Origin of the sequence: Paenibacillus sp. 32352 (genome assembly GCF_002042965.1) — a bacterium.
In the GTDB taxonomy this organism is placed as follows: domain Bacteria; phylum Bacillota; class Bacilli; order Paenibacillales; family NBRC-103111; genus Paenibacillus_S; species Paenibacillus_S vulneris.
On sequence record NZ_MZNT01000004.1, the window covers coordinates 321,127 to 336,391 of the forward strand.

The window sequence follows — 15,265 nt, forward strand, 5'->3', positions numbered from 1 at the left end:
GCCGGGCTTTTTGTATAACGAACACTTGATCAAGGAGGCTGCCCCATGTCTGCATCCGGCAGAAGCATTGTCGACAATCCAAGCCCATTTGTAGCTATTCGCAGGGAGCTGCATCAAATTCCCGAGCCGGGCTTCGCGGAGTTCAAAACCCAGCAGTACTTATTGAACTATATCAAGTCCCTTCCTGAGGACCGCTATGAGCTCCGCACATGGCGTACCGGCATTCTGGTGAATGTAAAAGGGACAGCGCCTGTCCGCCGCTTCGGCTATCGCGCCGATATGGACGGGCTGCCTATACTAGAAGACACAACGTATGAATTCCGGTCCATTCATGAAGGCTTTATGCATGCCTGCGGTCATGATGTCCACATGTCCATTGGATTGGGCGTATTGACACACTTCGTTCATCATCCGATTCGTGACGACATCACGTTTATTTTTCAGCCTGCTGAGGAAGGGCCCGGCGGGGCCAAACCGATGCTCGAGAGCGAGGAGCTCAAGGAATGGATGCCGGATCAAATCATAGCCCTGCATGTTGCTCCGGAATATCCTGTCGGCACGATTGCGACCAGACCCGGAATTTTATTCGCCAATACGTCCGAGCTGTTCATTGATTTGACCGGCAAAGGCGGACATGCTGCCTATCCGCACCAGGCTAACGATATGGTTATCGCAGCCTGCCAGCTGGTAGCCCAGCTGCAGACGATAATCTCCCGCAATGTAAATCCGCTGGATTCGGCGGTCATTACCATCGGCAAGATCGACGGCGGAACGAAGCAGAACATCATCGCCGAGAAGGCTCGTCTGGAAGGGACCATCCGTACTTTGTCTGCCGAGACCATGACCTTGATTAAGTCACGGATCGAATCGCTTACCGCAGGCATGGAAACGGCTTATAACTGTAAGGTGGATATCGATTATGGCGCCAATTACCGTCAAGTCTTCAATCATGCGGAGCTTACGACCGAGTTCATGACTTGGGTACAAGAACAGAGCAAGATGCAGCTGATTGAATGTACAGAGGCGATGACAGGCGAAGATTTCGGTTATTTACTGGAGGCCATCCCCGGCTTCATGTTCTGGCTCGGCGTAGATACGCCGTACGGGCTTCATCATGCCAAAATCGAGCCGAACGAGCAGGCGATAGATCTTGCCATTCAGACAATTACGAGCTATGTGACATGGAAATCCAGCCAGTCCAACTAAAAATATCTCTCTTAAATGAAAGAAGCTCCTTCAGCCCAACCGGGCGAAGGAGCTTCCTTTATTTATAGGGATGATTCGTCTTCCAATGCTTTCTTGGCCTCCACCAACTCGAGGGAGCCCCCGCTTTCCCCGGATTCATCCGCTTCGACATAACGCTTTAATGCCGCCATTTTATTCTCCCAATAGCGTTCATAGAAGCTGAGCCATCGCTTGAGCTCCTGAAGCGGTTCTGTATCCAGACGGTACCGGGTCTCGCGGCCAACCTTTCTTTCCTTCACCAGCCCGGCATCCGATAATATCCGCAGATGCTTGGAAACAGCCGTTCTACTCATAGGAAAATGCCCGCTTATAACCGTAACCGGCATTTCCTCCTCTTGAACCAGCAGCTGCAGCAGCTTGCGTCGGGTAGGATCTGCTATCGCTTGAAACACATCGTGTTTTGGCGATGAAGAGCTCATTGCGCTCCTTCAACATAGGCTGCCAGCTTCTTCTGGATTCCGTTCCAGCCGCCTGCCATATTTTCTCTCACTGCCGTATGCGGTTGACCGAACTCCGTCACCTTGTCCGCATCCCACCCGGAATGAATTAGGGTAAACTCCGTTTGATCACCCTTCTCAATCAATTCGAAGGAAAGCGTCCAGTCTTTTCCCCATCGGAAGGAAAGACGGTTCGGGGGATCAATCACAGTTACCTTGCAGGGTGAATCTCCAAAGGGACCTGCGTTTAAATGAAATTCATATCCTTCGATTGGCTGAAAATTATTCGGCATAAACCAGGCCGCGATACCATCGGAAGTAGCTACAGCATCCCATACCTTCTGTATAGGGGCATTCAAGGTTAAGGTTTGACGAATATCGGGCAATGTATTTTGGCTCATCTTTATAATTCCTCCAAGGTCATTTTATGAAACCAAAAGGTTTCACTTATGATTATACGAAACCATTTGGTTTCACGTCAACCTCCTTATTTTACCCATAAGCCTCTTGATCTTATTCACTTATCCCTACAGCAAAAAACCGCGGAGATCGATTTTCCGCGGTGATAATTAAATATTATAGCTTCTTGACAAAAGTCTCCAAGCGATCCATCGCTTTCTCGAGCACTTCCCTGCTATAAGCATAGGAAATTCGGATGTACCCTTCCCCGTAGATAGAAAAAGCATCGCCAGGAACGACGGCAACGCGCTGTTCCTCAAGGAGCCTCATCGTGAAATCCATCGAGGTAAGCTTGAACCGTTCAATGGAAGGGAACAAATAGAATGCTCCTTCCGGTTTATCCAGCTCAAAGCCCATTTGGAGGAGCCGGTTATATACGAAATCCCGCCGCACCATATATTCTTCCTTCATCGGCAGCGCATCATCTATCCCGTTGGTCAAAGCTTCCAGCGCGGCATACTGGCTGATGGAGCTTGCGCAGGTAACGTTGTACTGGTGGACCTTTACCATATGCTGCGATAAATACTCAGGCGCAAACGTGAAGCCGATCCGCCATCCGGTCATGGAATGGGATTTCGACAAGCCGTTAATCACGATTGTCTTCTCCCGCATTGCCGGGAAGGCAGCCAGAGAAAAGTGAGGCTGATCATAAATGAGCTCGCTGTAGATTTCATCCGAGATAACAAAGATGGATTTATCCTCAAGCAGCCGCGCAATATCCGCCAGCTCCTGCTGACTCAACACCCGTCCCGTAGGATTGGAAGGATAACATAATATGATGCATCTTGTTTTATCCGTAATATGAGGCTCAAGCAGCTCAGCGGTTAATTTGAAGCCATTGGCCCGGGTATCCACATAGACCGGCTCTCCTCCGCATAAGCGGACGAGGGGCTCATAGCCCGGATAAATAGGTCCTGGCAAGATCACTTCGCTGCCCGCATCAAGAATCGTGCGCAGCGTAATATCCAGCGCTTGACTCGCTCCCGTCGTTACGATGACCTCGGTTTCCGGACGGTACTTAAGCCCATACTTCCGGTCTAAGAATTGCGCGGCCGCTTGACGCAGCTCAATCATTCCGGGATTCGGAGTATACGTCGTTTTATGCGCATCGATAGCCGCCTTAGCCGCCCGCATAATATGGTCGGGTGTTGGAAAATCCGGCTGGCCGATCGTCAAGGTGACCGCATCCTTATACGTACTCACCAGATTGGATATTTTACGGATACCTGAGATTTGGATGTCCTTCACTTTGGCATTAATCAAATGTTCCATATCTTCCATCCGTCCTTATCGATTTTTTAGCACATGCAGCAGATGCTGCATATCTTCAGGGAGCTCTGCCTCAAATTGCAGATGCTCTCCCGTCCGCGGGTGCACAAACCCAAGAACAGCCGCATGCAGCGCTTGTCCGTCCATGCCTACATGCTTGCTTTTGACCGGCCCATATGCCGGATCTCCTGCCAGCGGATGCCCGATAAACTTCATGTGAACCCGGATTTGATGGGTGCGTCCCGTCTCCAGCTTTAACTCCAGCAAGGTGAAGTCGCCGAATCTTTCCAGCACGACAAAATGGGTTACCGCATGCTTGCTGTTTTTATCTGTCACCGTGTAGAGCTTACGGTCATGAGGGTCTCTTCCGATAGGTGCATCGATGGTGCCGTTATCGTGCGCCACGTTGCCGTGGACAACGGCCAAATATTTGCGGTTGACGGAATGCTCCTTCAGCTGAGCGGCTAGAGAAACATGCGCCAAATCATTTTTGGCCGCCATCAAAAGTCCGGAAGTATCCTTATCGATGCGGTGTACGATACCGGGTCTCATGACTCCGTTAATGCCGGATAAATCCTTGCAATGATACAGCAGCGCATTAACCAAGGTGCCGGAATAATGTCCCGGTGCAGGATGAACGACAAGCCCCCGCGGCTTATTGACAACAATGACATCGGAATCTTCGTAGACGACCTCCAACAGAATCGGCTCCGGCTCCAGATTAAGCTCCTCCGGCTCGGGAATAGTAAGGAGCAGCCGGTCACCTTCCGCTATTTTATAATTCGCTTTGACGGTGGCTCCATTGACGGTAAGATGCCCGTCTTTAATCCACTGCTGCACTTGCGTGCGAGACACATCCTCTTCCAACGACTCGGTTATGAATTTATCGATCCGCTCTCCCCGGTCTTCAGCTCCGGCGATCCATTCCAACGTTGACTCCAGCTGCTCTTGATCCGAAACTGACATGTCGATTATGCGCCTCTCCTTTCCTTGCTCCAGCTATTGAGCGAATCAATGAAAATAAGTGCAACCCCTACAACAATGGCGGAGTCTGCAATATTAAAGATCGGGTACGTATAGTCTACAGGCGTTCCGAACCAGTTAAACTGAAAACGGAACTGCAGAAAATCAACCACTTCACCGAACAAAGCGCGGTCGATAAAATTGCCTAGAGCTCCGCCCAGCAAGAGGCTTAACGCAAACGGCAGCAGCCTGCGGCCTTCCTTGCGCGTTTTTTGCAGATACCAGATCACAGCGGCAGCGACCACTAACGTAATTACGATAAAAAACCATCTCTGGTTCTGCAAGATGCCGAACGCAGCGCCGCGGTTACGGTGAGACGTAATTTGAAAAAATTCGCCGATGACCGATCTGGACTCGCCTATCAGCAATTTGTTAACGATAAGCCATTTCGTCGCCTGGTCCAAAAGAAGCACAATCAATGCGTAGATGTAATAGATCAATGTTTCATCTCCTTAGTTCGCTTCCTTTACTACAATGATTTTCCTATGTAAAAAGGTCACTATTCGTAAAAAATAGAGGCAACGTGATTCTAAAAAAGGAGGCGGCCCCATGCCGGATCAACCGAACGCAATCAATTCCCGACAGCTGCAAGAACTAAAGCGAACACTGCAGGAAGAAAAGCAATGGCTCGAGGATCATTGGGAGACTAACGAGCACTTCGGTCTGAGCGAATCGCTTCGAAATCAAACCGGTGAGCTGTCCACCAACGATAACCATCCCGCTGACCTGGGCTCAGAGTTATTCGAACGAAGCAAGGATATCGCTTTGCATGAAAACCGGGAGCGCCATCTTATAGATGTGAAGGAAGCATTAGAACGAATCGATAATGGCCGATATGGCTATTGTAACACCTGCGGCGCCCCTATTTCTTTCGAGCGGCTGCAGGCTATACCAACTACACTTTATTGCGTTGAGCATGTCCCTGATCCTCATGCATCGGAAAGACGTCCTGTTGAAGAAGAATTTCTGGCTCCGCCGTTCGGCAGGACCAGCTTAGACGCTCAGGCCGACCAAAATCAGTTTGACGGCGAAGACGCATGGCAAATCGTTGAAAGCTGGGGAACATCCAACACTCCGGCCATGGCCGAAAATCCTAATGTCTCCGACGATTACAATGACATGGAAATCGAGGCAGACGAGCATGACGGGTACGTAGAATCATTCGAAAGCTTCTTGGCAACGGATATGTACGGCCAGCATGTCACTGTAGTACGAAACCGCGCTTATCAAGAATACCTTCACAACGGTGAAGGCGAAGGACTCCTGGAGCCCGATCTGGAAGTATCGGACGAAGGTTACTATTAAGCCCTAAGAAAACAGGTGCTTCCGGCAAAAGATCTCTTCTGCCGGAAGCCTTCCCCAAGATTAAACTCCAGCCGTTTGCTTCATCACACTGGCACATCTTTTACATAGAGTGGAATGCTCCTCGTCAAGACCTACCTCCGGCGTAACAATCCAGCAGCGCTCACATTTCTCGCCTTCGGCTACAACTACTTGAACCGCAAGCCCTTTAAAGGAATGGGCTCCTTCCGGCACTTGCGCACCAGGCTCATGAAGAGCTACTGCAGAGACAATGAACAGCTGATCCAGCTGCTCGAACCTTTGAAGCAGCTTGAAGGTATCTGCATCCGGGTACAAATGTAAGGCGGCACTAAGCGAGTTGCCGATGATTTTCTCCTTGCGCGCTTCCTCGAGAGCCTTCAATACATCGTTGCGAATTCCGATAAATTGCTCCCATTTGCTCTCCAGAGCCGCGTCGAACAATGCCTTGTTCACTTCCGGGAATTCGCTTAACTGAACGCTATCCAGCTCTGCCCCAGGAATGTGCATCCATACTTCCTCGGACGTATGAGGCAGAATAGGCGCAATCAATTTAGTTATTGCCGTTAAAGCGTCATATAATACGGTTTGTGCCGCTTTGCGTCCTGCATCGGCCGGAGCGCTGGCATACAGACGATCCTTGATGATGTCCAGATAGAATGCGCTCAGCTCTACCGCACAGAAATGATGAACGGTTTGATAAACAATATGGAACTCATAGGAGTCATAAGCTTTGATAACCCGATCGATCATCCGGTTAAGCTGTGCAGAGGCAAACCGGTCGAGCTCGTTCATGTTTTCTGCAGCAACCCGGTCCGTGCCCGGATTAAAGTCGTACAGGTTGCCCAGCAGGAAGCGCAGCGTGTTACGGATTTTGCGGTAAACCTCCGTAATTTGGTTCAGAATATTATCGGAGATACGAACATCCGATTGATAATCCACGGAAGAAACCCACAGTCGCAAAATATCGGCGCCCAGCTTCTCGCATACTTTGTTAGGATCCACCGTATTTCCGAGGGATTTGGACATTTTACGGCCTTCGCCGTCCAGCGTAAATCCGTGGCTCAGGATGCCTTTGTAAGGCGCTTGCCCTTTCACAGCTACCCCGGTAATAAGGGAAGAATTGTACCATCCGCGGTATTGGTCAGAGCCCTCCAGATAGAGGTCTGCAGGCCATTGCAGCTCTTCACGCGTCTCAAGAACCGCTACATGGCTGGAACCGGAATCGAACCACACGTCCATAATATCGGTTTCTTTGCGGAAATGGTCGTGGCCGCATTTCGGACATACCGTACCAGTCGGCAGCAGCTCTTGCTCATCCAGCTGGAACCATGCATTGGATCCGTCCTTTTCAAAAATTTGAGCAACGTGCTCGATGGTATCGTTGTTAACAACAGGTTCATTACAGCTGCGGCAGTAGAAAATCGGAATCGGAACGCCCCATACACGCTGGCGGGAAATACACCAGTCTCCGCGGTCCGCGATCATATTATGAAGACGAACCTCGCCCCAATTCGGTGTCCATTGAATCCGTTTAATTTCGTCGAGCATCTCTTGACGGAACTTGTCAACGGAAGCAAACCATTGCTCCGTGGCGCGGAAAATAACCGGCTTCTTCGTCCGCCAGTCATGCGGATACTGATGCTGAATCGTCGTCATGTGCAGCAAATGTCCGGACTCCTGGATCATCTCGGTGACCAGCTTGCCGCCTTTTTCATAGAACATGCCTTCAAATCCTGGAGCCTCGGCGGTAAAATGACCTTGATCGTCTACGGGACAAAGCACACCCAGGTTGTATCGCTGGCCGATGATAAAGTCGTCTTCCCCGTGTCCCGGAGCTGTATGTACGCAGCCCGTACCGGCATCCAGCGTTACATGCTCGCCCATCATCACAAGCGATGTACGGTCATAGAAAGGATGCTTGCAAAGCACAAACTCCAGCTCACTGCCTTTCAGCTGGGAAAGCACCTGTACATCCGTCCAGCCGATTTCTTTAGAGGCCGCCTCCAGAAGACCTGCTGCAAGGACATATTTCTTCCCGTCAGCCAACACAACCGCATAATCGAAGTCAGGATGAACGCTGATGCCCAAGTTAGCAGGAAGCGTCCATGGCGTTGTTGTCCAGATGACAATGGAAGCATCCTCAGGAAGCTTGCCTTTACCATCCTGCACCTGGAAGGCTACATAAATGGAAGTGGATGTCTTGTCCTGATACTCGATCTCCGCCTCTGCCAGTGCGCTTTCGGAGGATGGAGACCAGTAAACCGGCTTCAGGCCTTTATAAATGTACCCTTTATTCACCATTTCTCCGAACACACGAATTTGTTGAGCTTCGTATTTCGGCTGCAAGGTAATATACGGATTATCCCAGTCGCCGCGAACCATAAGGCGCTGGAATTGGCTTTTTTGCTTCTCCACCCATTGCAGTGCGTATTCCTTACAATATTCACGGAATTCATGAACGCTCATTTTTTTGCGGTCTACTTTGCCGCCGTTTGCAATAGCCTGCTCGATAGGCAGCCCATGGGTATCCCATCCAGGAACATACGGCGCATCATAGCCCTGCATCGTTTTGAAGCGGACAATGATGTCCTTCAAAATTTTGTTCATCGCATGTCCGATATGAATGTCCCCGTTGGCATAAGGAGGTCCGTCATGCAAAATAAATTTTGGCTTTCCTTTACGGCTCTCCTGAACCTTGCGGTAAATGTCCATTTCATTCCAGCGTTCCAGCATTTTCGGCTCCGCCTGAGGCAGGTTGCCGCGCATCGGAAAATCCGTCTGCAGCAGGTTTAATGTTTTTCCATAATCCATTTGTTGCTTCCATCCCTTCAATAAAATCATATAGCCTCGTAACAGGAGCCTCTCTGTCTCCCCATGAAGAAGAGCTGATTAAAGGCGTTTGCAGCCCTCTGCAGATGCCCTTGGTTCAGCAGGATCGCAATCGATCGATACGAGAGAACAAAAAAAGACCCTCATCCCCTAGGGACGAGAAGTCTCGCGGTACCACCCTGATTAAGACATTATGCAGTCTGGCATTAGAACAACCATATGCTGCTATTAGTCTCCACTCTTATGATCTGTAACGGAATCACCCGATCTGCTTTACTAAGGGTTCAAGAGATGCTCATGGGTGATTTTCCTATTACTGCGGAGGCCGGGCTCCCACCATTATCCCGACTCGCTGATCACGCTTACGTAAAGTACTCGTCCCAATCATCGTTTTAATTGTCATTTAGTTTTACTCATTACGGAGTATAACGAAAATACAAGACAGAGTCAACCAAGCTTCTTAAGGAGACGGACCCGGCCTAGGTGTGCTCGATCTCCATTCGTTCCAGTGAGCTCCAGTCTTCCTTGCCGAGCAGCTCCAGCTGCGCTTCAAGCAAAGTGCGGAAGCGGGTACGGTAGATGGAAGCCTGCTTTTTCAACTCCTCGATTTCAACCGCAATTTTCCGCGATTTTGCCAACGACTCATTGATAATACGATCCGCGTTCTTTTCCGCTTCTTTTATAATCAACTGCGCTTCCTTCTTAGAATTGGCTTTGACTTCGTCCGCCGCTTCCTGTGCTATGATGATCGTTTTGCTCAACGTCTCCTCAATATTGGAGAAATGATCGAGCCGTTCTTGTATGGCGGCCAACTGATTCTGCAAATCCTTATTCTCACGGATCAGCGCCTCGTAATCCTTAATCACTTGATCCAAAAATTCATTGACCTGATCTTCATCGTAACCGCGGAAAGAACGGCCAAATTCTTTATTATGTATATCCAACGGTGTTAACGCCATTGCTGCACCTCCTGAATATTTGCAACATTCCGAAATTGTTCTATGTCAGACACGTATTGCTATATTCGACAGCAGGCTGCATTTTCCTTCAATCTCCATAAAAAAAATCGGCAATCTATACATATTTGCCGATTTTAACGCGGAATCTGCCTTTTTTGGTTAATCCTTCAATTTCGAGCACTTTAAAGCGTCCGAAGCCTTGCAAGGAAACGACGTCTCCGGCCCTTAAAGGCTTGCTCGGATCCTCTTCCTGCTTCCAATTCACCTTACATCTCCCGGCCTTGATCGGAATTAGGATTTTGGCGCGGCTCAAATGGTATACATCGCTTACAATGCCATCCAATCGCAAGGATGCAACCGACAAGCCTATCTCCTCAAGCTTGGTATCGGCTACCATGAGCTTCTCCATCGGCAGCAGCTCCGTCTGGACATGCACCCGATGAACCTGCTGCAGGTTAAGCCGCATGTAATCCGCAACCTCATCAGCTACCAAAAAGTGGCAACCCTGATCCGATACGTGGATATCGCCGATTTTGTCCCGTTTGATGCCAAGAGCCAGAATCGAGCCCATGTAATCGCTGTGATCGAGCTCCTTCAGCTTATCATCCAGCGATGTGACAGAGATGAGGCTGATCCCCATATCCTCATCCTCAAGGACACGATAGTCTGGAGCCACCAGTGCCCGCCGGCGCTCCGCATGCTCATGCCCCCCATCGAAGCGTACCTGTACATCCATGGTCCGATTCACCAGAGTGGAGAGAATGAACGCTTGCCGGGGATCCAGGAAATCGGTCAGCTTGACCGAATGCTGCTGAGCCCGTTCGACCCATTCCGCCGCTTTGTCTACAAACCGGTGCTCGTCTGGATGAAAATGCGAGTAAATTTGATCTACATTCAATGCCATCACCTATACAAAAAAGTTCACAATGGCACGAATGCCTTCGCCAATGAAACGAAGAGCGATTAATGCGATAATCGGGGAGATATCGATCATGCCGCCGATAGGTGGAATAAACCGTCTGAAGATGGACAAGTAGGGCTCGCACAGCTTGCCTAAAATCTCACCAATAAAGCTATCTCTTGCGCTTGGAAGCCAGGAAAGCAGCACATAGGCGATCAGCATATATGTATAAATTTCTATGAGCGTGTAAATGTATCCGTCAATCGTGGAATACAAGCTGTTCACCCCGTTTTCAGTTAATGTTAATACCCGTCATGACCCAGTATTTCCGAGATGGAGCCATGAATTTCAACCGTATCCGGCGTACACAAAAAAATGTTAGGTCCAATCTTCGAAATCGAGCCGTTGAGCGCATACACCGTACCGCTAAGAAAGTCTACGATCCGTGTTGCTTGATCCGGCCGGACCAAATGCAGATTGACGACAACTGGACGGCGGGAGCGCAGATAATCGGCAATCTCCTGAGTGTCATCATAGGATTTGGGCTCGGTCAGCATCACCCTCACATTTTTTTGCGAGTGGATACTCACGACGTTATTCTTATTTCTACGCATTTCGGTCGGATTGGTTTCAGGTTCTTCCGGCTGCTGCTCGACAACCCGCTCGCGCTCCACCACTTCTTCTTCATCTTGTAATCCCAAGAAGTTCATGAATTTGTTCATGACGCTCATGTCCTCTCCTCCTTAGAGTTTCACCGTAGGTGAAACTAACTTCGTAAGCATTCTCCGAGTTTCACCGTAGGTGAAACTTACTTCGTAAGCATTTACTGAGTTTCACCTACGGTGAAACTTGCATCGCAAGCTTATCTTGTTATTCCTTACCCACGAGAACGGATCCCAAACGGACCCAGGTTGCTCCTTCTTCAATCGCAATCTCGAAATCGTTGGACATTCCCATCGATAAATGAGGCACCTCGTAGCCGAGAGCTTTCTCGAGATTCATTTCATCCCTCAATTCCCTAAGCCGGCGGAATACCGGACGGGTCGCTTTCGGCTCAGCCTCATAAGGAGCCATTGTCATGAGACCGACGATGCGGATGTTCTTCAGTTCCCGGATCGCCTCGATAAATGCATTCAGCTCTTCCGGAGGCAATCCGTACTTCGTCTCCTCCCCGGAAACATTCAGCTGGATGAAGCATTGGGCCGTTATCCCCATAGCGGCTGCCTTTTTATCCACTTCCTTGGCAAGGGAAAGCCTGTCCAGAGAATGGATATAAGCGAATTTCCCCACGACATCCTTGACTTTATTCGTCTGCAGATGACCGATAAAGTGCCAGGTCCCTTGATGGCCGAACGCTTCCCATTTGGCCTGTGCGTCCTGCCACCGATTTTCCCCGATATGATGGAGTCCCTGCTCAAGCACCCTTCCCGTGGTTTCCAGCGAAACATATTTGGTTACCGCAATAATATGAACCTCGTTACGATCACGTCCGGCACGGGCGCATGCTTGGGCTATTCTGTCTTCTACATATGGTATAGTTTGCGTCAATTGCAAAACGTGAAGTCACCTCAATTCCTATCCACCTATTCATGCAGGCCGATCCATGCAGCCATTCTGCCCGTCTTCCCGCCTTCCTTGCGGTGCGAAAAAAACAAATCGGTGCGGCAGCTCGTGCATAAACTACTTATTTCGATATGTGACGGCAAAATTCCTGCTTTTATCATAATTTGTCGGTTCATTTGTTGCAAGCTTAAGTTATATTTCCCGTTTTCCTTGATTTCATAGATAGGTGCCGCTTGCTCCCCTTGCTGATTGACCATATTCAATTCATCCATCGTATGTTGAATCTGGGAAATCACCTTATCGTCAACCTCATAGCAGCAGGCTTGGATGGAAGGACCTATTGCCGCAAGCAGCCTCTCCGCCTTGGTCCCATATTGACGTTCCATAGCTTCCACCGTCTTGCGGGCGATCTGCAGAACGGTACCTTTCCAGCCTGCGTGAGCCAAACCGACAGCCCGATGGACCGGGTCGAAAAAAAACAACGGAACACAATCCGCAAACAAGGCATGTAAAAAAATTCCCGGCTCATTCGTAATAAAGGCGTCCTTGGATTGAATCGCCTCTTCCCTAGACAATGTTCCCGCACCCGCATGCTCGCGCGTCACAACCTGAACCTCGTTTCCGTGAACCTGCTCAGCGTATGTGCTGTCTTGCAGCTCTATGTTCAAGGCTTCGGCCAGCCGTTCCCTATTGACGATGACATCCTCTGGCTGATCCATGACATGAAGTCCGCAGTTCAGGCTGCTGAACTCCTTCTTGCTTACGCCACCGTGACGGGAAGTAAAGCCGGCCGTTAAACCTATTGCCTGATCCATCCATTGCTTGATAAAAAACAGCTCGCATCCGTTCTCCACTTTTTGCAGCACAAATGGTTCCATCCTTGCGACTCCCTTCGTCTCTCGGTATCCGTTTACCAAACACTCCCTATCAGTATACACGAAAATTAGGCAAAACCTCAAAAAAACTATAACGAAAAAACAGCACACTACCCGATAAGCTCCGCTTGATTAACGGCATGCTCTCGTTCGTGTGCCTTTCCATGAAGTTCATTTATCCCCGATACTGCCGGTTATATTCATACACAGTCGTATCCGTTTCCTCCTGCTGCCGGTAACTGCGAACATCATCCAGCTTCACCAGCACGACATCCATTCCGATTTTTACAATGTTTTTCCACGGGATCACGACATCCGTAGAGCCGCCGAACCAGCCAAACAATCGGCCGCTGCTCGGCACAACGATGGACTCGATTCTTCCCTGGCGGAGATCCAGCTCCAAGTCGCTAATTTGCCCGAGCTTTTTACCGTCCACAATATTGATAACGTCCTTGGTTTGAAAGTCCGATATTTTCACGCTGCAACCACCACGTATTCTCATGGATTCTTGACCTGCCGCATAACCTCGCTTTTCCTGCCTCTTATAGATACTATATGTGAGAGTTGGGCAAAATGTCCTTCTTCATGAAAAAAAGACCCACTCCTTGTTGCTTTATGAGTCGGTCTAGTTTGGTTTTAAGGTCAGGCGCTCTAAGCGCGAATTAATTTTTCACATGCTTCTGCATTTGTGAAATAGCTGATTTTTCCAACCGGGATACTTGTGCTTGTGAGATACCAATCTCATCTGCGACCTCCATTTGGGTCTTACCGTCAAAAAAGCGCATGGACAAGATCATTTTTTCCCGGTCATTGAGCTTCCGCATCGCTTCCCGCAGGGCAATGCCTTCAATCCACGATACATCCTTGTTGCGGTCGTCGCTGATCTGATCCATCACGTAGATCGGATCTCCTCCGTCGTGGTAGATCGGTTCAAATAACGATACAGGGTCCTGGATGGCATCCAGCGCAAATACCACGTCTTCCTTAGGCACGTTAAGCGCTTCGGAAATTTCATAAATCGTTGGCTCACGTGAGTTCTGATTCGTCAGGCTATCGCGGACCTGCAGCGCCTTGTACGCAATATCACGCAGGGAGCGCGATACCCGGATCGGATTGTTATCGCGTAAATAGCGGCGGATTTCACCGATAATCATCGGTACGGCATACGTAGAAAATTTAACATTTTGACTCAAATCAAAGTTATCAATTGCTTTCATCAGTCCGATACAGCCTACTTGAAACAGATCATCCACATATTCACCACGATTGTTAAACCGCTGGATAACGCTGAGCACCAACCGCAGATTGCCGTTTACCAATTTCTCTCTTGCCGTTCGTTCATTATTAGTTTGAAGCTGAACGAATAATTCACGCATTTCCGCGTTGGTCAGAACAGGTAGCTTTGCAGTATCGACACCGCAAATCTCGACTTTGTTTCGGGTCACCGTGATTACCTCCCAAGGAGAAACATTACTGTTAATTATCTCCTTGAGATGCTTTTTTATGCGCTGTCTCCCCCTGCCCTGTACCCTTGCGGGAAGGACCGATGCGTTTCAAAAACCAATCAAATCAAGCACGGATTCGCTTACAAACGATTTAAAAAAACTTTTTTCCAGTTTACACCATTTTATTGAACTCTTTGCGCAGCCTTTTAATGATGCGTTTTTCCAGGCGTGATATATAGGATTGAGATATGCCCAGCATATCGGCCACATCTTTCTGCGTCTTCTCTTCCCCGTCCTGCAGACCGAATCGAAGCTCCATAATAGTGCGCTCGCGTTCCGTCAGCTTATCCAGCGCCTTATGCAGCAGCTTGCGGTCCACCTGCTCCTCAATGTTCCGATAAATCGTATCATTCTCGGTGCCCAGTACATCGGATAGCAGCAGCTCGTTGCCGTCCCAATCGATATTTAGCGGCTCATCGAAGGATACCTCGGTACGAATTTTACTGTTACGGCGCAAGTACATCAAAATTTCATTTTCAATGCATCGCGATGCGTAGGTGGCCAGCTTGATTTTTTTCTCCGGATCAAACGTATTGACCGCTTTGATTAAACCGATCGCGCCAATGGACACAAGATCTTCTATGTTGATCCCCGTGTTCTCAAACTTCCTGGCTATGTAGACAACCAGCCGCAAATTTCTTTCTATGAGCATCGCACGGATGGCCGCATCTCCGGAAGGAAGCTTTTCCAGCAAATATTCTTCCTCTTCGCGTGTCAGTGGAGGCGGCAGCGCTTCACTTCCGCCTATGTAATAGATTTCCTCCCCTTTTAATCCAAGAAACAGCAAAAGACGGAAATAATAGATTTGCAGAATGAGCTTCAACTTCAAGAGCATAATCGTGTTCCTCCTTAGCGTTTGCGGTTTGGTTTCTCTAAG

The 15,265-nt window shown here is 49.1% G+C and carries 17 protein-coding genes and 1 other annotated feature; of the genes, 2 read left to right on the plus strand and 15 right to left on the minus strand.

Annotation, left to right across the window (positions count from 1 at the left end; genetic code table 11):
• The first annotated feature begins 45 nt into the window (after positions 1-45).
• A complete protein-coding gene (locus tag B1728_RS12125) occupies positions 46-1,206 on the plus strand; it encodes an N-acetyldiaminopimelate deacetylase (RefSeq protein ID WP_079910463.1) in 1,161 nt (386 codons plus the stop codon).
• A gap of 62 nt (positions 1,207-1,268) precedes the next feature.
• Here B1728_RS12125 and B1728_RS12130 read toward each other — a convergent pair whose 3' ends face one another.
• The 5 genes from B1728_RS12130 to lspA all read right to left on the minus strand — a co-directional run bounded on the left by B1728_RS12130 (position 1,269) and on the right by lspA (position 4,873).
• A complete protein-coding gene (locus B1728_RS12130) occupies positions 1,269-1,664 on the minus strand; it encodes an ArsR/SmtB family transcription factor (protein ID WP_079910464.1) in 396 nt (131 codons plus the stop codon).
• On the minus strand, positions 1,661-2,083 hold the full coding sequence (locus B1728_RS12135; protein WP_079910465.1) for an SRPBCC family protein: 423 nt from the start codon (positions 2,081-2,083) through the stop codon (positions 1,661-1,663). The genes B1728_RS12130 and B1728_RS12135 overlap by 4 nt, the downstream gene beginning before the upstream one ends.
• 175 nt (positions 2,084-2,258) lie before the next feature.
• Positions 2,259-3,413, minus strand: coding sequence for an aminotransferase A (locus B1728_RS12140; RefSeq protein WP_179135986.1), 1,155 nt, complete (start codon positions 3,411-3,413; stop codon positions 2,259-2,261).
• Between the two features lie 15 nt (positions 3,414-3,428).
• Positions 3,429-4,376: an RluA family pseudouridine synthase gene (locus tag B1728_RS12145; RefSeq protein WP_079910467.1), complete on the minus strand. Its 948-nt coding sequence runs from the start codon at positions 4,374-4,376 to the stop codon at positions 3,429-3,431.
• Positions 4,377-4,381: 5 nt separating this feature from the next.
• Positions 4,382-4,873, minus strand: a complete 492-nt coding sequence (gene lspA / locus B1728_RS12150; RefSeq protein ID WP_079910468.1) for a signal peptidase II — start codon at positions 4,871-4,873, stop codon at positions 4,382-4,384.
• A 109-nt stretch (positions 4,874-4,982) separates the two neighbouring features.
• Here lspA and B1728_RS12155 point away from each other — a divergent pair, with 109 nt between their 5' ends.
• Positions 4,983-5,738 (plus strand): TraR/DksA C4-type zinc finger protein, encoded by a 756-nt coding sequence (locus B1728_RS12155; RefSeq protein WP_079910469.1) that lies wholly within the window; start codon positions 4,983-4,985, stop codon positions 5,736-5,738.
• A gap of 60 nt (positions 5,739-5,798) precedes the next feature.
• Here the strand turns inward: B1728_RS12155 and ileS are convergent, their stop codons facing one another.
• From ileS to sigE, 10 genes are all read right to left on the minus strand, one after another.
• On the minus strand, positions 5,799-8,567 hold the full coding sequence (ileS, locus tag B1728_RS12160) for an isoleucine--tRNA ligase (RefSeq protein WP_079910643.1): 2,769 nt from the start codon (positions 8,565-8,567) through the stop codon (positions 5,799-5,801).
• A gap of 167 nt (positions 8,568-8,734) precedes the next feature.
• Positions 8,735-8,982, minus strand: a binding site (T-box leader).
• 82 nt (positions 8,983-9,064) lie between these two features.
• On the minus strand, positions 9,065-9,544 hold the full coding sequence (locus B1728_RS12165; protein ID WP_079910470.1) for a DivIVA domain-containing protein: 480 nt from the start codon (positions 9,542-9,544) through the stop codon (positions 9,065-9,067).
• A 115-nt stretch (positions 9,545-9,659) separates the two neighbouring features.
• On the minus strand, positions 9,660-10,442 hold the full coding sequence (locus B1728_RS12170; RefSeq protein WP_079910471.1) for a YlmH family RNA-binding protein: 783 nt from the start codon (positions 10,440-10,442) through the stop codon (positions 9,660-9,662).
• A gap of 9 nt (positions 10,443-10,451) precedes the next feature.
• On the minus strand, positions 10,452-10,721 hold the full coding sequence (locus B1728_RS12175; RefSeq protein ID WP_079910472.1) for a YggT family protein: 270 nt from the start codon (positions 10,719-10,721) through the stop codon (positions 10,452-10,454).
• Between the two features lie 26 nt (positions 10,722-10,747).
• The gene (locus tag B1728_RS12180) at positions 10,748-11,176 is read right to left on the minus strand and encodes a cell division protein SepF (RefSeq protein ID WP_079910473.1); all 429 of its coding nucleotides are present in this window, start codon (positions 11,174-11,176) and stop codon (positions 10,748-10,750) included.
• A 139-nt stretch (positions 11,177-11,315) separates the two neighbouring features.
• Positions 11,316-11,999 (minus strand): YggS family pyridoxal phosphate-dependent enzyme, encoded by a 684-nt coding sequence (locus tag B1728_RS12185; protein WP_079910474.1) that lies wholly within the window; start codon positions 11,997-11,999, stop codon positions 11,316-11,318.
• A gap of 29 nt (positions 12,000-12,028) precedes the next feature.
• On the minus strand, positions 12,029-12,886 hold the full coding sequence (gene pgeF / locus B1728_RS12190; RefSeq protein WP_079910475.1) for a peptidoglycan editing factor PgeF: 858 nt from the start codon (positions 12,884-12,886) through the stop codon (positions 12,029-12,031).
• Positions 12,887-13,058: 172 nt separating this feature from the next.
• Positions 13,059-13,361: a YlmC/YmxH family sporulation protein gene (locus B1728_RS12195; protein WP_079910476.1), complete on the minus strand. Its 303-nt coding sequence runs from the start codon at positions 13,359-13,361 to the stop codon at positions 13,059-13,061.
• A 184-nt stretch (positions 13,362-13,545) separates the two neighbouring features.
• The gene (gene sigG / locus B1728_RS12200; protein ID WP_079910477.1) at positions 13,546-14,328 is read right to left on the minus strand and encodes an RNA polymerase sporulation sigma factor SigG; all 783 of its coding nucleotides are present in this window, start codon (positions 14,326-14,328) and stop codon (positions 13,546-13,548) included.
• A 172-nt stretch (positions 14,329-14,500) separates the two neighbouring features.
• Positions 14,501-15,223 carry an RNA polymerase sporulation sigma factor SigE gene (gene sigE / locus B1728_RS12205; protein ID WP_028549292.1) on the minus strand — a complete coding sequence of 241 codons (723 nt, stop codon included), beginning with the start codon at positions 15,221-15,223 and terminating at the stop codon, positions 14,501-14,503.
• Positions 15,224-15,265 lie beyond the last annotated feature (42 nt).